Source organism: Lachnospira eligens, from assembly GCF_009680455.1.
Taxonomy (GTDB): domain Bacteria; phylum Bacillota; class Clostridia; order Lachnospirales; family Lachnospiraceae; genus Lachnospira; species Lachnospira eligens_A.
On the sequence record NZ_WKRD01000002.1, the window covers coordinates 63,413 to 85,067 of the forward strand.

Sequence of the window (21,655 nt, forward strand, 5' to 3'; positions counted from 1 at the left end):
TCACTGACTAATTAATCTTAGTAGATGTCATAGTTGCAATCTTTGAATCATCTGACATAGTTGAATCATTATAATATACTGTCACTGTAAGTCTGTACATAGAATCTTCTGTTTTTGATGAAGAACCAGACTTCCAGTCTTTAATATTAGAATAAATTCTCGCTGCAGTATCCTTGTTTCCTGCTTTATCAGCAAGATTACCCATAACCTGAGTATTAAATGTAACTTTAACTTTATTATGATCAACCAACATTCTGTATTTCTGTGCTGATGCTACTGAACCATCTGCATTCTTTTCCTGCGTTATCTTTTCCTGCTCAAGAAGATATACATTAAGGTCACTATATCTTACATTGGTAAGTTCTGCCGGATATTTGTATGTTACATTAATCTTATCATTAACATATACTTCCATAGTACCATCTGTAGTTGTTGTACCCTTCTTATTAGTACTGATATAATCATCAAACGGAGTATAGAATACATACAGATTCTTTATATTCTTCTTAATCTTTCCTGAAACGTAATAAACAGTCTGCTTTGTACCACTTACATCTTCCTCACGTTCTTCCGCTTCAAAAGTATTAGTTGTAAGTGTAGTTGTCTTAACATAATCAGGATAACTAAGCACAGTATCATAATGATATGTAACTGTAATAACTGCTGTCTGGTCAAATAAAACCTTAGATGCATCTGAAGTATTTCTTGTTACATTAACATCAATAGATGTACTCTTAGTAATCTTAGACCTGTCAAATGCCTGCTCACCTGTATAATATTTAAAATGTGCAACTGCCTGATTATCACTGTTATCATCACGATAAACGAGTGAACTGTCCGCTGAAACATCTGCATATACTGATATTCCTGCTGAATTAATATTATTATTAGGATTATCCTTAACCGTACTGTCAGCAGGTGTTGTATAAGGTGAAGGATCAAATTCTGCTTTAATGTAAAATTTTTCTTTATTTACACCCTCATAATAAAGAATATTAGAAGCATCTTTCTTATTACCCACAGAATATGTTGTGCTGTCAATCCCACCAAGCTGCTGATAAGTATATTGTCCATTGCCACCAGCAAGCCTGTCCAAACTCATACTCTTTGCTTCCTCTATAATATTGTTAATTGCAGTATTAGCATTTTCAGTCCTTCTTGCCTTATTGTTAATTCTTGCAGCATTAGAAAATGTACTCAATACCGGTAGAGATATGATTGCAAGAATAACAATCGCTACCAGTACTTCAACCAGTGAAAAACCGGAATTATTCAATTTTCTATTCTTTCTATATAATTTCATATCCCTCTCCCTGAATTCTCTTATTACTCAGTTGGTGTAACTGTTGAGAATATATTTCCTGTTCCTGTCTTAACATCAAATGATGGTTCCTTATAATCACGCTTTCCACCTTCAATTGAATAAAGTGAAATAGATGCTGTTCCTGTAACAACACCTGTTGCCTCATTATAAGATGCAGATAAAGCATCAATTGTGCTCTTATCAGCATATGTATTGACATATTTAATAAAATTCTTCCACTGACTATAATCTGATTCATAAGCAATATTAATAGTTGACTTATAGCCGGTAAGATTAGAAGTATAATTGCTTTTTCCATTTACATTACTTGAAGCAATCTGACCGAACTTGTAAAGAACAGTTGTTGGTGATAAAGAAAGACTTCTTACCCATGTTCCTGTTACAGACTCTGTCTTGTTAAAGAAATCAATTGAATTAGGCTGTGTGCTCCCTGCCGCATATCTGTCAAGAAGATTATCATACTGCTTAAGATAATTCATTGTATCATTAACATACTTCTGTTTGTTGTTATTCTTTTCTTTTAAGTCTCTCTGAGTTGTCTCAAGAGTAGTCTTTTTAGTAGATAAAGTATCTACCTGATCTGAAAGATTCTGAAATCCAAAGAAATAAGCAAGAGCCATAATAAGCACTGCTAATACAACAACCAATAACTTTTTGTCTCTTTCAGAGATTTTTAACATACCTTTTAACTTATCCATCTGACTCCCCTCCTACTTTGTTGTTGAACTCTTAGTACTGCTATTTTTAGTACTGTTTGATGTATTAGATGACTTCATATCAGTTGTATTAGATGTTCCTCCAACAAATGTACATGATAATGAAAATGTAACTTCAATTGTACCTGCATTATCCTTAGTCTCTGTTATAGTAGGGGCATCAACATTAAGTACAGAAGAATTCTTCTGAAGTTCCTGAATGAACTTAGCTACTGAAGACTTACTTCCCGCTGTTCCATTAACAGTAATTGCTCCTGATGCAACATTGAAAGACTGAATAGTAATATCACTTGGCATACTCTTTTCAAGATAATCAACAAAATCCTGTAATGCATCATCGCTGTCTGATGTAAGTGCTGCAAATGCTGCGATATCATTATATTTATCTTTAGCTGAATAATATTCATTAACAACATCATTAATAATGCTCAGCTTCTTTATACTCTTATTAAGAGATCCAATCTCTGCATTAAGAGCAACAACCTGAACAAGTGGAATAAGAACAAGAAGTGCAGAAACCACAAGGGCTCCAACAAATCCTACGATAAGTGTCTTTGTATTTTCTTTTCTGGCACCACTCTCAATAAGTCTCTTAGGAATAAAATCAACCGGATCAATAACTGCACCTAAGTTAGTTACATAACTTGTAAGAGTAGCCTCTTCAACATATGCTTTCTTGTCCAGTGCAATATTCTTAAGTCTCTCGACCTTCTCAATTGGCATATTAAGCTCATTAGAAAGAAGTGTTGCAAAACCCTTAATAGATGTAGAATGTCCAATCAGATACGCCTTCTGGATTGATAATCTGTTACGAGATACATAGTAATCAATAACTCTGTTGATGTTACTTGCCATATACCTTAATGACTCTGTAACCTCATCTCCATCAAATCTTGAATGAAGAAGTGTTTCATTCTGAAGCTTTGTTGTAGCAGCCTCATACTTAAGTCCATATTTCTCCATAACAGCATTAACAAGCATTGACTTTCCATAAGGAACATTTCTCTGTAACTGCAATACATTATCCTTGAAAATATTGATTACAGTACCATCATTTTCAACCTGTATAACAAGACTGACTTCTGGTCCAATCTGCTGTTTCATAATCTGGTATGTACTATTACCTGCATAATCAACAAATGCCACCTTAAGTCCTAAAGCCTTAGCAAGTCCATAGTAAGACTCTACAACTTCTGATGGTACAGCAGCAACCATAAGTTTAATCTTTTCCTGTCCCTGATCTTCTACTTTCTCAAGAACCGTGTACTGAATGATATACTCATCCATATTAACAGGGAAATACTCTGTAGCATTAGCCTGTACAAGTTTATCAATCTTATTAGCCTTAACATTAGGAATAAGAACTTCCTTAGTTGCAAGTCTTGGAGAACTGATAGAAAATGCGACATTATTAGCATTAAATCTATGCTCGTCCATAACAACCTTGATTGCCTTAGCAAGTACGTCAGTCTGCTCAATTACACCATCGACATAGCAGTCTTCTGGTGCAGGAATTGTAACAGTCTTATGAACGACACTGTTCTTACCTGATTTAGTGATTTCACATATTTTAATATACTCGTTATTGATAACGATACTTACCAATTTACCTTTGGCTTTAGATGCAGCCATAAAATCCTCCTATCCAGCTCCCCACATAATAAGCTAATGATTTCTAGTTATAAAAATATATATAAATTTCCTGTTCTTTCTATATAGACAAAAACTCTCCTACATAAATATACAGATTAGTTAGAATCCCATAAAAGAAAGATACCAGTTAATTATATTCGTACCAAAAAGCATGGCTATTGTAAGCCCTGCACACAAATATGGTCCGAATGCCAGTACATGTTCAGCATCCGTGACTTTCATACGGATGGAATGAATGACTGCACCCAAGATGCAGCCAATCAGAAATGCCAGGATAATGCACTTCCATCCTAAAAATAATCCTGCAAACGCCATCAGCTTAATGTCTCCACCGCCAAAAGCGTCAATTCCTTTAATCGCTCGTCCAATAAAAAGACATATGAGCATGAATCCACTTATAACACAAAACCCTATTAGATAGTCTAATAGGTTCTTGTGATCTAATATGATTCTTATCACTGCCAAAACACCAATTGCCACATTAAGTGAAAATGGTATCTCGAAAGTTCTCCAGTCAATGACTGAAATAACAAGAAATATTGAAAATGCAAAGCACATCAATATGCTTACCGCATTAAATCCGTGAACTAAGAATACTATCACATATGCTATCCCATTGGTCGCTTCAATGATTGGATACTGCGGTGATATCTTAGTTTTGCAGTGTCTGCATTTCCCACCAAGTATTATGTAGCTTACCAGTGGTATGAGATCATACCACTGGATTTTTGCACCACATGTCATACAATGCGAATGTTCTGTAGCTATATTCTCTTTTAATGGTAATCTGTAAATCAGTACGTTCAAAAAACTTCCGAATACTATTCCGTATAGAAAGATAATGAAGTACAGTGGTAATTCGTATTGCATGATTTAATGTTTCCTTAACTAATACTATTATGATGCATTATAATCTGAAACTTTTCCGTTTGTAATCGTGAATTTAATTGTTTTTGACTTTAAATCTTTTGAAGTCATAGGAACTTTTTCTTTACTAATAGTCTCAGTCAATTCTTGTTTTAAAGTATTTGTAGCACCATCTGGCTTAGTATCTGAATCAGAAGTAATTGTAATCGTTCCATCTGAGCCTGTAATTGTAACCACATTATCACTTAAAAGATCATAATATTTTTCATCAGCTAATACTGTTGTTATTGCGCCCTTAACTGTATCAAGATTCTGTTCATCCTTTGACTTTCTTGACTTTTCAATGTTCTTGATAAGTGTTGGAGCTAACACACCAACAAGTACTGCCATAATAGCAATAACTACGATAAGCTCTACTAAAGAGAAACCTTTGTTACCTAATTTTTTCTGTGTTTTTTTCATGTTTCATATCTCCCTTTTGAAATATATTTATATAAATCCATTCTCGTTAAGCGACCTGCAGAACAGATTATATACTAACCTTGTGAACCTAATGTATTGTAAAGCTGAATCATTGGCTGGTAAATTGCGAGTATCAAAAGTACAACAACAAAAGCCATTAGTACAATAATAATAGGTTCCATTAATGAAGTAAGAGTCTGTGTCTGAACTTCAACTTCTTCTTCATAATAAACTGCTGAATTGGTAAGCATCTCTTCAACATTACCAGTTTCTTCGCCAATACCTACCATATGTACAACCATCGGAGGAAAAAGCCCCGATGTTCTTAACTGATTAGAAAGAGGCAAGCCTAATGACACGCCGCTCTTTACTTTTTCTAATGCATCATAATATAATACATTCTTCATGGTTGAAGCAGATATCTCAAGCGCATCAATCATTGGCATACCAGCCTGTAACAATGTACTCATTGTTCTTGCAAATGAAGCACATGCTGACTTAGTCTGTAACAATCCGAATACTGGAATCTTTAACTTTAATTTATCCAGGTTATGTCTTCCATTCTCGGTATTACCATACAACTTAACCCCCACAACTATTCCAACGACAACAATAAGATATACATACCAGTATCCCTTTATGCTGTCACTCATAGCTAGGATTGCCCTTGTTGTTACTGGAAGTTCTGAATCTAAGTCTTCAAACATTGTCATAAAGCTTGGTATAACAAATGTAAGCATTACTACAATAACACCTATCATAACAAAGATAAGCACTATCGGATACATCATTGCTTTCTTTACAACACCTTTTAACTTGGCATCTTTTTCAAACTGTACCGCCATTCGTGTAAGAGAATTCTCCAGACTACCAGAAGCTTCACCAGCCTTAATCATATCAATAAGAATACTTGGAAACTCTTCGTTCTCCCTCATTGAATCCGAAAGGTTTTCACCTTTTTCTACACTGGACTGGGTTCTCTCAATTGCCTCTTTAAGTCTCTTATTCTCTGTCTGTTCACCAAGCATCTCCAATGCATTAATTACACTTACACCTGCTTTAAGAATACTTGCAAACTGCCGGCAGAATACACTCATATCTCGTGCCGGTATTTTCTTTGGACCAAAAAATGATAGATTAACATCTTTATCCAAAGCTCCCTGCTTACCTATTGATATAGGAGTAAAGCCCTGTTCCTTTATCTTTCTGGCTGCTTCATCTTTACTTTCTGCTTCAATAGCACCCTTAACATCTTTTCCCGAAGCGTCAACCGCTTTGTATGAAAATGTTTCCATATCACACTCCCCATTCTTAGTAAAATCTTTCCTTTTTAGTGCATTTAGTATAACACATAAGCACAATCAGGACAATAATTTTACTAAAATTAACAAACAAAATTAACAAAAAATAAATTCTTTTTAAATTCACTTTTATATTTATAACATGTCTTAATAATATCATACTACACACTAAAAGTGGGTAATTTTCACTTTTATTTCGTATTTTTTAGCTTAATCGTTCTTGCCGTCATTCCTAAAAACATATAGAAATATGGTGTTGTATAATACATTGAATTTCCAAAGCATGCACCTGCTGCATATGCCAATGCACATCCTGCCGAAGCTATCGTTATAAGTTCCATTTTTTTAATTTTCTTCAATTGGCATATCATCATTGATATTAATGCACCCATATACATTACAAGCCCTGGTATTCCCATAAACACCATATACTGTATATATTCATTTTCTGGTCTGTCAGTGCCTCCTGCTAACACGCCTCCCAATTCGCCAGCATATTTTTCATTCAATTGTTCTGGTCCATATCCTAATATTGGACTTTCCGGTATCATTTTTAAGCAAGCTTTCCATAATCTCATTCTTCCCGTCCCTGCTCCATCTGCATCTTCCGCATCTGATACGACTGCATTAACATCATGAGAGAAGGTTGATAAATTAACTTTTAAGTTCTGTCCACTGCTTGATGGAATGATTCCTGACATGCTGACTGCGCTAAGAGAAATATATATAATTATCGGCACTAGTATTTTCTTTATATTGTTAGTTCTTACAACATACATTATGCATACAGCTATAACACCAAACATAGAGCCAAGATACGCACCAAATGTATTGTTCACCAAAAGGCAAAATAACTGGAATGCCATTCCTGCTGCATACATAATTTCATTTTTCTTAACATCTGACGTTAAGAATAGCCCTGTCATTACCAGAATTGACATGTTAAGATAATACCCAAAATGATTAAACTGGCTGAATACAGTTGCTCTATCATAAACAAATATTTTGTGCATATATAACAAATGATTATCTTGAAGCAACAGGCATATTCCAAGTATAACTGCTGTTACCGCATATGTATTGAATATGCATTTTCTATATTTTGCTTCTTTAACTATATGCGCACACATATAAACCGCCGCATAGCAGCAATATGTCACAAGACCTTCATATCTGTACTCTGTCCCAAATATTGAAGTATATTTATTAGCCGAATGCATTGTACATATGATAATCCATACAAACAGCATCAAAAAAAATACATTCCATGGTTCTCTTTTAATAAACTCAAACAGCTCATTTTTCCAATCATTGCTCCGTGTCAGTATCATGCCTATAAAGTATGCTATCAGAAATTCCAATGTCAGCACACCCATAAGCAAAACTGCCGTCTGATAGCTTGACAATATATTCAATCTATACATAAATGTCTGCTCAGCCATCCCCATCCATCTTATGTGAAAGAAGATTGATAGTATCGGCAATAAGCACCATCCCATCACTATGTACATTGCTATCTTTTCAAAAAAAATTCTCCCCAGCACCTCATATATTTCTTTAAGTGTTTTACACTTTTTTAATTTTGTAAGCATTTTATTTTTCTCCCCTTTTAGATTAATACTTTACTATAATATATCTATTTTTCTAGCTATTTTCAAGAAATAATTAAATGCTTTATTGATTCATTGTTCCTGATACCTATAGGTAGTCGCATTATTGCTTGACTTATAGGACATATCCAGGCAGAACCATTATTCAGCCTTCACTTTTTCTCCCAATCTACCTATAAATAAGCTTCCTCGTGCCTACCTGATAGGTATATTCCTGCAATTTCATGTAATTCTGCCTGTATTTTGCCTATATAGCTTTATTATTTTTTATTCTTATAGGAACGCGTAGAAATAAACCCTGAACAGAAGCTGGCTTCTCCAAAAAAGAAAAGCAACGCCAGTATCCACTCTTACCAGCATTGCTTTATCTTTATATATTATACTGTTATTCTGCCTTCCTTATCAGCTATCACTCCATATCCGGACACTTGTATCCCGCATTAATCATATTAGCTCGCAGCTTTTCTGCACTTATCCCAAGCTTTTGCGCACCCTTTTCAATACTTATGCTCTTATCTTCGACCAGTGAATATATCATCTGGTTGCCGCCAAGACTAAGTCCCTCTTTCATTCCTTTCTCAATTCCCCTGTCTTCAAGCCTCTGCGCTACATCACACATATTGCTCACCCCTTCCTTATCTGACAATATCTCTTCATATCTGCTATCACCTGTCATAACTGATAAAAACTTTAGTATCTCATCCACATGCTTAATTGTTGTCTTATCATCTGGTATGTAATCTTTGTTCTTTCTCTTGTTCACAAAGAAATTAGCAACTATCTTATAATCACTCGTAAACTTTGCTATCTGTTCATCTGTCAGCCACGCTATCTCAAATACATTAGCTTTAGTGTCATTAACATACTTATCCAGATTATCTGGAACTTTAATCAGAGACTTAAGATTCTTTGGTGCCGTCCATTTTCTGTCTGTACCATAATACAGCACCATCGTTATTACCGGCACTATTGTTTTCTTATCACATTGTCCTCTGTATGAAGCACCTTCATATCCTGATATTCTTGCCGGCATTCTTTTCTCAACCTTTGTCTGATTCTCTATGCCATACAGGAAATCATTCTTAATATACAATTAATATATCTTGTTGTCAATACCGTAATTGCGGTATATTACACATTATATTACCTGATACCTATAGGTAGTCGCATTATCACTTGTCTTATAGGACATATCCGGGCTGAATCCTTATTCAGCCTTCACTTTTCCTCCCAATCCACCTATAGATAAGCTTCCTCGTGCCTACCTGATAGGTAATTTCCGGCACTTTCTTGTATTTCTGCCTGAAATTAGCCTATATAGATTGATTATTTATTGTTCTTATAGGAAATCCTCATAATAATAAATAATAATTGCATGATTAACAGTCCCCAAGAAAAAAACAATGCCAGCACATCACCAGCATTGTCATCTCTTCAATCACTATTCCCCAGACTTTCTTAAAGCCTCCATATATCTTTCCAGCTTTAGTTTTGCGTCATCACTAAGCTCCTGATAAGTTTCTATCAATGTGTATTCCTTAGAGTCTTTATCAACATATGCATAATCCATATACTTTCTTGAATTATTCATATCTTCTGTGCCAGTCAGCAGTTCATATGGAGAAATATCGAGTGCTTTGCATATTACCATTATCTTATCTGCTGACGGATTATTCTTCTTTATCTTCCAATCACTTACTGTACTCTGAGAAATTCCTGTCCTACTAACAAACTCTGCCTGCGACATTCCTTTTTCTTCAAGATACTTATATATTCTCTCACCTATCTGCATATACCACCATTAATAGAACTGATTAACTCTCTTAGTAACATAATTGACATCCTGTGCATATCCAATTGCATTATCAGAATCAATCACTCCCTTATTATACAGATCAAGAAGTGCATCATCCATTGATATCATGCCCTCTTTTCTTGCTGTCTGTAAAACACTGGATATCTGATATGTCTTGGCTTCACGGATAAGATTCTTAATTGGAATCGTTCCATGCATAACTTCAAATGCAGCAACTCTTCCACATCTGTCTGCTGTTGGTATCAGCTGCTGTGAAATAACTGCTTCAAGAACAACTGCAAGCTGAATTCTTATCTGCTGCTGCTGGTGCGGTGGAAACACATCAATAATACGGTCAATTGTTGCCGCCGCTCCAATTGTATGAAGTGTCGAGAACACGAGATGACCTGTTTCAGCTGCTGTTATAGCAGTAGATATAGTTTCCAGATCTCTCATCTCTCCTACAAGAATTACATCAGGATCTTCTCGCAGTGCTGCACGGAGTGCATCAGCATATGAATGCGTATCAAGACCGATTTCTCTCTGATTAATCATTGCTTTTCTATGCGAATGAAGATACTCAATTGGGTCTTCTAGTGTTATTACATGAGCATTACGTTCATCATTAATTTTGTCTATAAGAGAAGCAAGTGTTGTAGATTTACCGGAACCTGTTGGACCCGTTACCAGAACCAGTCCTCTTTTCTTGGCATACAATTCAACAACAGACTTTGGAACACCAAGACTTTCCGGCTTAGGAATCTCTGTTCCTACAATACGCATGGCACATGCCACAGACCCTCTCTGTCTGAATACATTAACTCTGTATCGTCCAATATTAGGAACAGAGAATGAAAAATCAAGTTCTCCTCTGTCTTTAAACATTGCCTGCTGCCTGTCATCCATAATATCAAGAATAAGCTTTTCACAGTCATCTGGTGAAAGCTTAGGATAATCAAGATCCACAAGTTCACCATTAATTCTGACTCTTGGTGGAAGTCCTACAGTGACATGCACATCACTTGCCTTCTTTTCTTTAGCTATCGAAAGTAATTGCTCTACAGTAAACATTATTAAGCCCCCATATATCTATAATTGTATATCTGGCAGATTCTTAGTCAATCTGCTCAAGTTCAATTTCTTCTACTCCGGAAGAAACTGATATTCCAGAAGAAGCTGATGTATCTGCTGCCTTAGGTCTTGAATCATCTTCTTCAGCTTCATAAGTTGCTTTAACCATCTCAGCTATAGTTGTGACACCATCTTTAACCGCATTAACCGCAGCCATCTTAAGCGTATTCATACCCTCACTTATAGCCTGTTTTTTAATCTCTTCTGCTTCTGCATGCCTTGATATAAGTCTCTTTATAGACGGTGTTATCTTCATAATCTCATATATACCAAGTCGTCCATAGTATCCTGTTCCATTACATAACTTACATCCGCATGGTTCATATATTGTAAATGGCTCGTCAGGATTAACTCCAAGCATCTCCTTCTCAGCTGCACTTGCCTCTTTTGGCATCTTACAGTCACACAGCTTTCTTACAAGACGCTGTGCGATAATACCAACAAGTGAATCAGCTATGAGGTATGACTCAATTCCCATATCTTCAAGACGGGCAACAGAACTTGCCGTACTATTAGTATGCAGTGTACTTACAACAAGATGGCCTGTAATAGATGCTCTAACCGCAATCTCAGCAGTCTCACCATCTCGGATCTCACCAATCATAATGATATCCGGATCCTGTCGTAAGATTGATCTTAATGCAGTTGCAAATGTAAGATTTGCTTTATTATTAACCTGAACCTGATTAATACCATCAATATTAGCCTCAACTGGGTCTTCAACAGTAATAATATTAACATCTTCTGTATTAAGTTCACTTAATGCAGTATAAAGAGTTGTAGATTTACCAGATCCTGTAGGTCCTGTTACAAGAATAATTCCATGTGGATTCTTTAATATATCATCAAATACCTTAAGATCAGCCGATGTAAGTCCAAGTTTTGATTTATCAATGTTAAATCCTTCCTTGGACGCAATTCTCATAACGCATTTCTCGCCATATACTGTAGGAAGATTAGATACTCGGATATCATATTCTCTTCCATCTACGTTAATGGTAATACGTCCATCCTGTGGTTTTCTCTTCTCAGAAATATCCATTCCTGACATAATCTTGATACGGGTTGTAATAGCACCAAGAAGTGTATTATCGTACTGGATAATTTCACGAAGATTACCATCTATTCTGTATCTTACACGGATATCTCTTTCCATCGGCTCAATATGTATATCAGAAGCTCTCTGTCTTACAGCCTGCTCAATTACACTATTGATAAGCTGAACAATAGGCGCATTCTCAATCTCTTCTCTTCTAGCCTTGTCTTCTTTAGTTTCTTCTCTTACAGTCTCGCCCTGCTCTTTCTTATACAGATCCACAATACTCTGTGCCTGTTTCTGTCCAAACGCCTTATCTAAAAATGCATTAATATCAGTTGCATTAGCAAGAACCGGAACAACCTGTTTACCAGTTACAATATTAATGTCATCCATGGCAAGAATATTAGTAGGATCAGCCATGGCAACCCTGATTGCTCCAGGATTATCAGGTGCATCACCTAATGGTACGAGAGTGTACTTTCTCATAATATTCTCATCTAACATAGACAGAACATCATCACTTATCTCCGTCTCTCGCATATCAACAAAATCAATCCCCAGACTGTCGCAAAGTGCCTCATTAATATCTCTCTGGGTAGCATATCCCAATGCTATAACCATCTCACCGAGCATCTTCCCCTGCTCTCTCTGTCTTGAAAGTGCAGTCTGTAACTGGTTCTCATCTATAATTCCCTTTTTAACAAGAACATCACCCAATCTAACTTTCTTTCTGTAATTCACCTTCAACCTCTTTCCGCAGGCAGTCTCCACTCCTGCTATTGCGCATTTATAGTAAGATTATATCACATCAACATACTATATACAAACAGCTATTTAACCTCTTTTATAGTATAGTTGTCACTTTTACTGCCAATACATTCACTGTAAAGTGAATCGTAATCTGTACTGCAGACATACCTCTTTTCTTCATTATCATGGTTCATATCAAATGTTCCATCTGCATTTATATAAGCATTGCTATATGAAAATGCAAAATAAACCGTTTTGCTGTCTTCCGAGTCAGATATTGTCGCTGAAGCAGTTATATATATGTAATTATTAGTCTCTCCAGCATTTCCTTTTTTCTGTAAATAATATATTCCAGTAATCTTTGCATCACTGCATGTTTCCTCATTAATGTGATACAGATAGGCAGTATCCTTTGTTGCTTTATATAACATATGAAATGTGTTATCTGCCGTTTCTTTATTAATTGTCTCCAGAACTTCTTTGCTAACCTGTTCTATAACCTTTTTATCAATCAGCGATACATCATCAACATATTCCGGAAGCTTGTCTGCATTATAAGAAGTTTCTATATTATGTACAAGAAATCCGTGTCTTGCAATATCTTCATAAGAAGTATTGCATGTTATCTTCACTGAATCCCCAAGACTTATATTGTCTTTTTTATCAGGAGTAAATGTAAGTCCTGACAGATACTCATCTTCCCAGTTATTAGTGATAACAATGCCAGCCTGCGGACTTACACCGGTAAATGTAACATCAACCTTATCAAACAATTCCACAGATGTTCCTTTTGATATTCCTGATGCTTTTATCTTCTTATTGCCGCCTCCCATGCTGACTCCTGCCGCATCCTCATATTTTTTATCAACCTCAAGCCTTACTTTATAAGTATCACCATTGGCAATATCTTCTTCATCTGTACTTGTTTCTATAGAAGCAATCAGCATTTTAACATTGTATGATTTATCTGAATCTGTACTTTTACCCATAAGCTCCTTATACAGCTTATCCTTATTAAGAGTAAACACCGGTTTTGCATATCCGTTAGCACCTTCATAACTTATAGTTATATAATCCCACACATCAAACTGCTGTGAATGGATAAAAAGTGCAACAGCAATTACCGCTATCACTCCAGCCGCTGCAATAATCAGTCCTACGCGGCGTTTCTTAATTGTCCGTCCCATAAACTGGAACTCCTTCTTAATCTCCTTTTCAATTGCTTCACCCTTATGTGAAAATTCTTTTAACTCCATATCATACTCCTACTGGTCTTGTCGCCTCTCTTAACATATTCTTTTCTTCTCCATCAAAATACGACTCAAGTGTCTTATATACTCTTTCCTGATACTTATTGAGCCGCTCAATATCCACATCATCAAGATAATTTACATCAACAAGTTCTAAATCTATCGGAACAACTGTAAGCATGTCAAACTTTAAAAATGTGCCATATTCATTGTCGAAATCTTTCTGACATACGATCTCATTTTCAATTCTTATACCGAACCTGCCCTCAATGTATACCCCTGGCTCATCAGATGTAACCATGCCCTCTTCAATAACTGCAAGATCATTCTTGCCCGGATTGTGCTTCCATCGAAATCCATTAGGACTCTCATGCACATTTAAAAGGTATCCTATTCCATGTCCTGTTCCGCAGCGGTAGTCCATTCCGACATTCCACAGAGGTGCTCTGGCAAGAATATCAAGACTGAAACCGTTACAGCCTTTCAGAAATTTTGCATTTGCCAGGCTTAACATGCCTTTAAGTGTAAGTGTGTAATACATCTTCATCTCATCAGTCACAGGTCCAAGTGCTATTGTTCTTGTTATATCAGTTGTTCCACGCATATACTGTCCGCCTGAATCCACAAGCAGCATGCCTTCTGGCTTTAAGACAGCCGCATTGGTTTCATCTGCATGGTAATGCATCATCGCTGCATTTGCATTATACGCACTGATTGTGTCAAAGCTTAGTTCTATGTAATCTTTTATATTGCTTCTTAAATTATCAAGATATGCCGCTGCATCTGCCTCTGTTATATTACCTGATGCAACATTTTTCTTAAGCCAGAATATGAATTTTGTTACAGCCACGCCATCGTCAACATGTACGCTGTATAGATTCCTTATCTCTGTCTCATTCTTTATTGCTTTAAAAAGCATTGCTGGATTGTCAGACAGTACTGCTTCCACATCTCTTCCAGACTGTATAAGCTGATATATACGCATATTCACACGTCTCTTATCAATAAGCACTTTTCCATTCATTCTGGTAATGTCTTCATATATGCTGTCATATGGCAGCACCTCTACACATGCCTCTCCGAATTTGGCCAGTGTCTTATCATCAAACCTGTCCTTATCAGTATATATGTATGCTTCATCCTTAGTTATCACTGAATACGCCATAATAACAGGGTTGCACTCAACATCGCATCCCCTTATATTGAATGTCCAGCATATGTCGTCAAGCGTTGCCATAATATGTATATCAGCATTTTTATTATCCATGTACTTTCTTATTCTTGAAAGCTTGCTTATTATGCTTTCTCCTGAGTACTCTTCATCAAGATAAAATGCTTTGCTGTGTGGGAACTCTGCCCTGTCCTCATATATATTCTCAATTGCATCAAAATCATATAAACAGCCTGCTCCTGCTTTTTTACATATATCAGACAGCTCAATTCCTTCTTCAGCCGGCATGGTTCTTCCATCAAATCCCATGCTCATTCCATCTTTAACTATACTCTCACAGTACTGTGCCACATTCATAACACCCGGAGCGCCGACCCTCATCAGTGAAAAGCCTGTCCCTTCAATCTGCTTTTCAGCCTGCACGAAATATCTTCCGTCAGTGAAAAGCCTTGCATCATCCTGTGTTATAACAGCCGTTCCGGCAGAGCCTGTGAATCCTGTAATGAATTCTCTTTCCTTAAAATAATCTCCTGCATACTCCGATATATGGTAATCACCTGTTACGACTACATATATATCAACGCCTTCTGATTTCATGATATCCCTTACTTTAGATAATCTGCCTGCTATTACCTTTGCATCTGTAATCTGCATTTCATGTCCTCCTGACTATATTATCATATAAGTTTCCGCTCAATAAGCACTTCTCTTAATTTACCAAGTGCCTTTTTCTCTATTCTGCTCACATAGCTTCTGCTTATTCCAAGCCTGTCAGCAAGTTCATTCTGTGTGCACTCTTTTGCACCAAAAAGTCCATACCTGTATTTTAATATCTCTATCTCTCTTGGTGCAAGTACCTTTTCTATATTACCATATATACACTTAATCTGCTCATAAAACATATAATCTTCCACAGCATCCGGCTGTTTCTTCTCTGAATCTTCTCCTATAATATCCTTAAGGCTTATCTCATTTCCCTCTTTGTCCTTTCCTATAGGCTCATTAAGAGACACTTCCCGTTCCTTCTTTTTATCCTGCCGGAAAAGCATAAGAATCTCGTTGTCTATACATTTGGCAGCATATGTTGAGAATCTCACATTTCTTTCTATGTCAAATGAATCAACAGCCTTAATAAGTCCTATTGTTCCCACTGAAATAAGGTCTTCATTAATATAATCACGTTCAGTAGAGGTATATTTTTTGACTATATGTGCAACAAGACGCATGTTCTTTTCTATAAGAGCATTTCTGGCCACACTATCGCCTTCGCGTAATTTTATCAGCAATTCTTTCTCTTCCTGTGCCGATAATGGTTTTTCAAACGTTTTCAAAAAGGCACCCCTACACATTTTTATATATCATATGTGTAAAGGTGCCTTTAATTGCCTATCCAACTGTCTCTTTAATTTAACTGTTTACTTCTGTTTCTTCTTCCTGGCGTCTTAAGATATCATACTTATCAAGCTGGATTCCTAAATCAATATAGAGATTCTGCTTAGGATGTGGACAGCTATCCATATCCTTACCATTCTCATCGACAATACGCTTAACTGTGACTTCTATATTCTGTCCATCCGGCTTCATTACTTCAATTGTCTCGCCAACTGAGAACTTGTTTCGCTGCTCAATATGGTAAAGTCCCTGCTCGTTAGTATCTCCTACGATACCAAGATATGTGTATTCCCTGATATATGTGTTACTGTCATATATCTGTGTATTCTCGTCCGGCTTTCCAAAGAAGAAACCTGTTGTATACTGTCTGTAAGTACATTTGCTTATCTCACTCTTATAGAATGGGATTCTAGCCTTGTACTTTTCAGGATCTTCTATAAAATCATCAATAGCAAGTCTGTATGTTCTCGCAACAGTTGCAACATACAGAGCTGTCTTCATACGTCCTTCAATCTTAAATGAGTCAATGCCTGAACTTACCATCTCTGGAATATGCTCTATCATGCATAAATCCTTAGAGTTAAATATATATGTTCCTCTCTCATTCTCATATACAGGCATGTACTGTCCCGGTCTGTTTTCCTCAACAACAGCATATTTCCAACGGCATGGATGTGTACATGCTCCCCTGTTAGCATCTCTTCCTGTAAGGAAGCTTGATAACAGGCATCTGCCTGAATAAGATATACACATTGCTCCATGCATGAATGTCTCAATCTCCATCTCATCAGGGATATGTGCTCTTATCTCCTTAATCTCCTCAAGCGATAATTCTCTTGCTGAAACCACTCTCTTAGCGCCCTGATTCCACCAGAAATTATATGTCATATAGTTAGTATTATTAGCCTGTGTGCTTATATGTATATCAATATCCGGAAGTACTTCCTTTGCTATTGTAAACATTCCCGGATCCGATATAATGAGTGCGTCAGGTCCTACTTCCTTAAGTTCCTCAAAGTAAGCTCTTGCACCCTCAAGGTCATAGTTATGTGCCAGAATATTAGCTGTAACGTATACCTTGACATTTCTTTCATGGGCAAACTTAACGCCCTCTTTCATATCTTCTATTGAAAAATTCTTAGCCTTAGCTCTTAATCCAAATGCTTCACCACCGATATATACGGCATCTGCACCGAATATTACTGCTATCTTTAAAACTTCAAGACTGCTTGCTGGTATAAGAAGTTCTGTTTCTCTGCCATTATACATATGTCCTGCCATATTATTCTCCTTTACTGTTTCACACTGAGTGTAATTCCATCGCCGATAGGAACAATAGATGTCACAAAATCCTTTGTATGAGTAAGCTCATACACATATTCCCTTATCCTTGTATGAATTGTTCTGTTTCTTCTCGTAACTGCATAGCGGGATTCCACTATTTCTCCCTCCTGCAGAATATTATCCGATATAAGAAGTCCGCCTTTTCTAAGGACTCTCTTAATATCAGGAAGATAATTAATATACTGTCCCTTGGCAGCATCCATGAATATGAAATCATATGGACCTTCCAGAGTCTTCAACACTTCCAGCGCATCTCCCTCTATAAGTGTTATAACATTCTCTTTTCCTGCCCTTTTAAAATTATTTCTTGCCACAGGTATTCTCTTATCATAATTCTCTATTGTAGTAATTGTGCATTTTTCCGGCATATTCTCACTCATAAGAATAGATGAGTAACCTACTGCTGTTCCAACTTCCAGAATCCTTTCAGGCTGTACAAGCTGTAACAGCACCTTCAGCAAATTACCCATCTCTTTTCTAATGATTGGGACTTCATCCGCAATCGCTTCTTTTTCAATTGTATTACATATATCAGAATTACCACAATCGAGAGAATTAATATAGGCAACTACTCTTTCATTGACTATCATATATTCCCCTTACAATTAAGTTATTCTTCCTCACTGTCTGACTGTGCCAGTACTTGCATAATCTCAGTAGGTGTCATTCCCGTGTTAAGCTCATAAGTTCCACCTATAAACTTATCCTTATAATCTGAGAACTGAATCTGAAAATATGCTATCGTTTTATCATGTACAAGTCCTTTATCATAAAGCATGCCAGCAAGCTTCTTAGCCTGTATGTCTGTTGTTATAGTAACCTCAACTGTACGGGCATTATCATCTGAATCAACTGCCTGTTCATTAAATATCTTCTCACCAAATGAATACGCCTTGCTTCCCATAAAAAACACGAGATATATTCCTAAAACAATTATTAAAACATTCAGCGATACCGATACCAGCATCCTGATTGATTTATTGCTCATAAAACCTGATTCTCCTCTTCTTTAATAAGCTACACTATATATGATTCACCCTAAAAAATCAAGGTCCATGTCTACTGCCTCGGCAATATCCTTATATATATCTCTCATAAATCTGCAAAATGTAATCTCTGTCATAAGATATCTGTTTACAATGTCCTGATTCCTCATGTCGGCATATTCCTTATTAAGATTCTCCATTGCTGCAAACATGTCTGGAACATTTTCTGAATTCTGTAATTCAAAATTCCTCATACGGAATTCATCCACCTGCCTCTTCAAGTCAGGCGTCCTGTCTATTTCAGACTGAAGTCTTCTGTATTCCCTATATTCTTCACTGTTAAGAATTTCATGTATAATCTCTTTCTTAAGTTCATCAATTCTACGCATGAAAAACACCTCTCCAACTGTCTGCAGTAATATCCGGCAACATATATTATATCTGTGCCTCCATAATGATTGGAAGTATCACAGGATTTCTCTTAATCTTCTTCCAGAGATACTCGCTCAAGTCATCTTTAATAATATTCTTAATCTTACTCCAGTCAGTAATATTCTTATCAAGACACTTTTCAACTGAATCAGATACAATTGCTCTTGCCTCATCAAGAAGCTCTTCAGCCTCTCTTACATACACAAAACCTCTTGTAACAATATCCGGGCCTGCTATAAGCTGTCCGGTATATTTTTCAAGTGTAAGAACAACAATGATAATACCATTCTCTGCAAGGTTCTGTCTGTCTCTTAATACAATATTTCCTACATCACCTACGCCAAGTCCATCAACAAAAATAGCTCCTGTCTGGACATGATCTACAACCTGTGCATGCTCATCATTAAGTTCTAACACATCTCCTGATTTGGCAATAATAACATGATCCTTGTCATATCCAAGTGACATAACAACATCTCTCTGTGCAACAAGGTGTCTGTACTCACCGTGAACAGGAATAGAATACTTAGGCTTTACAAGAGAATATATAAGCTTAATCTCTTCCTGACATGCATGTCCTGATACATGTGTATCCTGGAATATAACCTTAGCACCCTTCATACCAAGCTCATTAATAACCTTGGCTACTGACTTCTCATTACCAGGTATAGGAGTTGATGAAAATACTACGCAGTCGCCAGGCTGGATAGATACCTTTCTATGAAGGTTAGCTGCCATTCTTGAAAGAGCAGCCATTGATTCACCCTGACTACCTGTTGTAATAAGAACAATCTGCTCAGGTGTATAATTCTTCATCTCATCCGTTTCAATAAGAGTTCCGTCCGGAATCTTAAGATAATCAAGGTCTTCTGCAACCTCAATAATATTAACCATACTTCGGCCTTCAACACAGACTTTTCTGCCATATTTAACCGCTGAATTAATAATCTGCTGTACTCTGTCTACATTAGATGCAAATGTAGCTATGATTATTCTGCTGTTCTTATTGTCATTGAATATCTTTTCAAATGTAGCTCCAACAGTTCTCTCTGACATAGTAAAACCAGGTCTTAAAGCATTCGTACTGTCGCACATAAGTGCAAGTACACCCTTCTTTCCAAGTTCACCAAGTCTTTGAAGATCAATAGGATCACCATATACAGGTGTATAATCAACCTTAAAATCTCCTGTGTGGACAATAATTCCTGCCGGTGAGTATATAGCAAGTGCTGCAGCATCTGCAATACTATGGTTAGTTCTTATGAACTCAACCCTGAAATCGCCAAGAGTTACAGATTGTCCATACTTAACAACCTTTCTCTTAACTAACTTTAACATATTATGTTCCTTAAGCTTTGACTCTATAAGTCCCATAGTAAGCTTAGTAGCGTATATAGGAACATTGACATCCTTTAAAACATATGGAATTGCACCAATATGATCCTCATGTCCATGAGTAATAACGAATCCTTTAACCTTATTAAGATTCTCCTTAAGATAAGTAACATCCGGTATAACTAAATCAATACCAAGCATATCTTCCTCTGGGAAAGATAAGCCACAATCCACAACAACAATACTGTCATCATACTCAATGGCAGTAATGTTCATTCCTATCTGCTCAAGACCACCCAATGGTATAATCCTGACAGACGCATTCTCTGCTTTTTTCATAAACACCTCATAATAAAAATAAAATATAAAATATGAATAAGGCTCACACCTTATTTAAGTTCAACATCATCATCCATTAATTCAGAAAACACCTTGCCTACCACTTCAAGTTCACTGTCTTCCTCTACAAACTCATAAACAGCTTCTTCACTTGCCGCATCAGATGTATCCTTAAGAATATAAGCTTCTGCTTCCTCGTCCTCATTATCTGACTCTGATACAAGCAGGTAATTAATTCCGTTAATTCTAGTTTCTTCAATCACATAAAATTGTGTCTTCTCACCGTTCTCGTCAATAAATTCAAGCTTTTCCATGAAAAACAAATCCTCCAAATATTACTTCTGTTTAGATTCCATATATCCACGCAAAATAAAAACAGCCGCAAGCTGATCAATAACTGTCTTGCGGTTTTCTCGCCTCATCCCGCATTCTTCAAGGACTTCGTCTGCTTCAACTGTAGTAAGTCTTTCATCCCACAGTGTAACAGGTAATCCTGTTCGTCTCTCCAGTGCTGCTGCAAATTCTTCACAGGCCTTAGCCCGTTCCCCAATAGTATCATCCATGTTCTTAGGATAGCCAACCACGATTTCAGTTACATCATATTCGGATATAATCTGTTCTATTCTGGCATAAGTTCTTCGTAACTTATTATTCTCTTTTCTTGTTATCGTTTCGAAAGGCTGTGCAGTTATCCCAAGCGGATCGCTCAAGGCAACTCCAACAGTCTTCGTCCCGACATCTAAGCCTATAATTCTCAT

At 36.6% G+C, this 21,655-nt stretch carries 21 protein-coding genes; all 21 read right to left on the reverse strand.

Annotated elements, in window-relative coordinates:
- Positions 1-7: 7 nt before the first annotated feature.
- The 21 genes from GKE48_RS02265 to ruvX all read right to left on the reverse strand — a co-directional run bounded on the left by GKE48_RS02265 (position 8) and on the right by ruvX (position 21,655).
- Positions 8-1,303 carry a type II secretion system protein gene (locus GKE48_RS02265; protein ID WP_154300363.1) on the reverse strand — a complete coding sequence of 432 codons (1,296 nt, stop codon included), beginning with the start codon at positions 1,301-1,303 and terminating at the stop codon, positions 8-10.
- A gap of 23 nt (positions 1,304-1,326) precedes the next feature.
- Complete coding sequence (locus GKE48_RS02270) at positions 1,327-2,022, reverse strand: hypothetical protein (protein WP_055215412.1); 696 nt, start codon at positions 2,020-2,022, stop codon at positions 1,327-1,329.
- Between the two features lie 12 nt (positions 2,023-2,034).
- A complete protein-coding gene (gene pilM / locus GKE48_RS02275; protein WP_118009828.1) occupies positions 2,035-3,672 on the reverse strand; it encodes a pilus assembly protein PilM in 1,638 nt (545 codons plus the stop codon).
- Positions 3,673-3,792: 120 nt separating this feature from the next.
- Positions 3,793-4,563 carry a prepilin peptidase gene (locus GKE48_RS02280; RefSeq protein WP_154300364.1) on the reverse strand — a complete coding sequence of 257 codons (771 nt, stop codon included), beginning with the start codon at positions 4,561-4,563 and terminating at the stop codon, positions 3,793-3,795.
- A gap of 27 nt (positions 4,564-4,590) precedes the next feature.
- Positions 4,591-5,022, reverse strand: coding sequence for a type II secretion system protein (locus GKE48_RS02285; protein WP_118149006.1), 432 nt, complete (start codon positions 5,020-5,022; stop codon positions 4,591-4,593).
- Between the two features lie 74 nt (positions 5,023-5,096).
- Positions 5,097-6,317, reverse strand: coding sequence for a type II secretion system F family protein (locus GKE48_RS02290; protein ID WP_154300365.1), 1,221 nt, complete (start codon positions 6,315-6,317; stop codon positions 5,097-5,099).
- A 197-nt stretch (positions 6,318-6,514) separates the two neighbouring features.
- Positions 6,515-7,747, reverse strand: a complete 1,233-nt coding sequence (locus tag GKE48_RS02295; protein ID WP_173016874.1) for an O-antigen ligase family protein — start codon at positions 7,745-7,747, stop codon at positions 6,515-6,517.
- A 595-nt stretch (positions 7,748-8,342) separates the two neighbouring features.
- Positions 8,343-9,026: an Rpn family recombination-promoting nuclease/putative transposase gene (locus tag GKE48_RS02300; RefSeq protein ID WP_154300366.1), complete on the reverse strand. Its 684-nt coding sequence runs from the start codon at positions 9,024-9,026 to the stop codon at positions 8,343-8,345.
- Positions 9,027-9,374: 348 nt separating this feature from the next.
- Positions 9,375-9,725, reverse strand: a complete 351-nt coding sequence (locus GKE48_RS02305; RefSeq protein WP_022097862.1) for a helix-turn-helix domain-containing protein — start codon at positions 9,723-9,725, stop codon at positions 9,375-9,377.
- A gap of 9 nt (positions 9,726-9,734) precedes the next feature.
- On the reverse strand, positions 9,735-10,799 hold the full coding sequence (locus tag GKE48_RS02310; protein WP_022097861.1) for a type IV pilus twitching motility protein PilT: 1,065 nt from the start codon (positions 10,797-10,799) through the stop codon (positions 9,735-9,737).
- A 43-nt stretch (positions 10,800-10,842) separates the two neighbouring features.
- On the reverse strand, positions 10,843-12,639 hold the full coding sequence (locus GKE48_RS02315; protein WP_055215424.1) for a GspE/PulE family protein: 1,797 nt from the start codon (positions 12,637-12,639) through the stop codon (positions 10,843-10,845).
- 89 nt (positions 12,640-12,728) lie between these two features.
- Positions 12,729-13,904: a hypothetical protein gene (locus GKE48_RS02320; RefSeq protein WP_055215426.1), complete on the reverse strand. Its 1,176-nt coding sequence runs from the start codon at positions 13,902-13,904 to the stop codon at positions 12,729-12,731.
- A gap of 1 nt (position 13,905) precedes the next feature.
- Entirely contained in the window at positions 13,906-15,723 is a 1,818-nt protein-coding gene (locus GKE48_RS02325) for an aminopeptidase P family protein (RefSeq protein WP_055215428.1), read from the reverse strand.
- Between the two features lie 23 nt (positions 15,724-15,746).
- Positions 15,747-16,400 (reverse strand): RNA polymerase sporulation sigma factor SigK, encoded by a 654-nt coding sequence (sigK, locus tag GKE48_RS02330; protein ID WP_055215430.1) that lies wholly within the window; start codon positions 16,398-16,400, stop codon positions 15,747-15,749.
- Between the two features lie 76 nt (positions 16,401-16,476).
- On the reverse strand, positions 16,477-17,742 hold the full coding sequence (locus GKE48_RS02335) for a peptidase U32 family protein (protein WP_172675996.1): 1,266 nt from the start codon (positions 17,740-17,742) through the stop codon (positions 16,477-16,479).
- An 11-nt stretch (positions 17,743-17,753) separates the two neighbouring features.
- A complete protein-coding gene (locus tag GKE48_RS02340) occupies positions 17,754-18,395 on the reverse strand; it encodes an O-methyltransferase (protein WP_055215431.1) in 642 nt (213 codons plus the stop codon).
- A 20-nt stretch (positions 18,396-18,415) separates the two neighbouring features.
- Positions 18,416-18,793 (reverse strand): hypothetical protein, encoded by a 378-nt coding sequence (locus GKE48_RS02345; protein WP_242854906.1) that lies wholly within the window; start codon positions 18,791-18,793, stop codon positions 18,416-18,418.
- A gap of 45 nt (positions 18,794-18,838) precedes the next feature.
- Positions 18,839-19,180 carry a YlbF/YmcA family competence regulator gene (locus GKE48_RS02350; protein ID WP_055215433.1) on the reverse strand — a complete coding sequence of 114 codons (342 nt, stop codon included), beginning with the start codon at positions 19,178-19,180 and terminating at the stop codon, positions 18,839-18,841.
- Positions 19,181-19,226: 46 nt separating this feature from the next.
- Positions 19,227-20,897, reverse strand: a complete 1,671-nt coding sequence (locus GKE48_RS02355; RefSeq protein ID WP_154300368.1) for a ribonuclease J — start codon at positions 20,895-20,897, stop codon at positions 19,227-19,229.
- A gap of 50 nt (positions 20,898-20,947) precedes the next feature.
- Complete coding sequence (locus GKE48_RS02360; RefSeq protein WP_055286067.1) at positions 20,948-21,211, reverse strand: DUF1292 domain-containing protein; 264 nt, start codon at positions 21,209-21,211, stop codon at positions 20,948-20,950.
- Positions 21,212-21,232: 21 nt separating this feature from the next.
- Positions 21,233-21,655 carry a Holliday junction resolvase RuvX gene (gene ruvX, locus GKE48_RS02365; protein ID WP_012739018.1) on the reverse strand — a complete coding sequence of 141 codons (423 nt, stop codon included), beginning with the start codon at positions 21,653-21,655 and terminating at the stop codon, positions 21,233-21,235.

What these genes read in the sequence shown, in the direction of transcription:
- GKE48_RS02265 (WP_154300363.1), bottom strand. Translation starts at nt 1,303, where the DNA reads ATGAAATTATATAGAAAGAATAGAAAATTGAATAATTCCGGTTTTTCA.
- GKE48_RS02270 (WP_055215412.1), bottom strand. Translation starts at nt 2,022, where the DNA reads ATGGATAAGTTAAAAGGTATGTTAAAAATCTCTGAAAGAGACAAAAAG.
- pilM (WP_118009828.1), bottom strand. Translation starts at nt 3,672, where the DNA reads ATGGCTGCATCTAAAGCCAAAGGTAAATTGGTAAGTATCGTTATCAAT.
- GKE48_RS02280 (WP_154300364.1), bottom strand. Translation starts at nt 4,563, where the DNA reads ATGCAATACGAATTACCACTGTACTTCATTATCTTTCTATACGGAATA.
- GKE48_RS02285 (WP_118149006.1), bottom strand. Translation starts at nt 5,022, where the DNA reads ATGAAAAAAACACAGAAAAAATTAGGTAACAAAGGTTTCTCTTTAGTA.
- GKE48_RS02290 (WP_154300365.1), bottom strand. Translation starts at nt 6,317, where the DNA reads ATGGAAACATTTTCATACAAAGCGGTTGACGCTTCGGGAAAAGATGTT.
- GKE48_RS02295 (WP_173016874.1), bottom strand. Translation starts at nt 7,747, where the DNA reads ATGTATAGATTGAATATATTGTCAAGCTATCAGACGGCAGTTTTGCTT.
- GKE48_RS02305 (WP_022097862.1), bottom strand. Translation starts at nt 9,725, where the DNA reads ATGCAGATAGGTGAGAGAATATATAAGTATCTTGAAGAAAAAGGAATG.
- GKE48_RS02310 (WP_022097861.1), bottom strand. Translation starts at nt 10,799, where the DNA reads ATGTTTACTGTAGAGCAATTACTTTCGATAGCTAAAGAAAAGAAGGCA.
- GKE48_RS02320 (WP_055215426.1), bottom strand. Translation starts at nt 13,904, where the DNA reads ATGGAGTTAAAAGAATTTTCACATAAGGGTGAAGCAATTGAAAAGGAG.
- GKE48_RS02325 (WP_055215428.1), bottom strand. Translation starts at nt 15,723, where the DNA reads ATGCAGATTACAGATGCAAAGGTAATAGCAGGCAGATTATCTAAAGTA.
- GKE48_RS02335 (WP_172675996.1), bottom strand. Translation starts at nt 17,742, where the DNA reads ATGGCAGGACATATGTATAATGGCAGAGAAACAGAACTTCTTATACCA.
- GKE48_RS02340 (WP_055215431.1), bottom strand. Translation starts at nt 18,395, where the DNA reads ATGATAGTCAATGAAAGAGTAGTTGCCTATATTAATTCTCTCGATTGT.
- GKE48_RS02345 (WP_242854906.1), bottom strand. Translation starts at nt 18,793, where the DNA reads ATGAGCAATAAATCAATCAGGATGCTGGTATCGGTATCGCTGAATGTT.
- GKE48_RS02350 (WP_055215433.1), bottom strand. Translation starts at nt 19,180, where the DNA reads ATGCGTAGAATTGATGAACTTAAGAAAGAGATTATACATGAAATTCTT.
- GKE48_RS02355 (WP_154300368.1), bottom strand. Translation starts at nt 20,897, where the DNA reads ATGAAAAAAGCAGAGAATGCGTCTGTCAGGATTATACCATTGGGTGGT.
- GKE48_RS02360 (WP_055286067.1), bottom strand. Translation starts at nt 21,211, where the DNA reads ATGGAAAAGCTTGAATTTATTGACGAGAACGGTGAGAAGACACAATTT.
- ruvX (WP_012739018.1), bottom strand. Translation starts at nt 21,655, where the DNA reads ATGAGAATTATAGGCTTAGATGTCGGGACGAAGACTGTTGGAGTTGCC.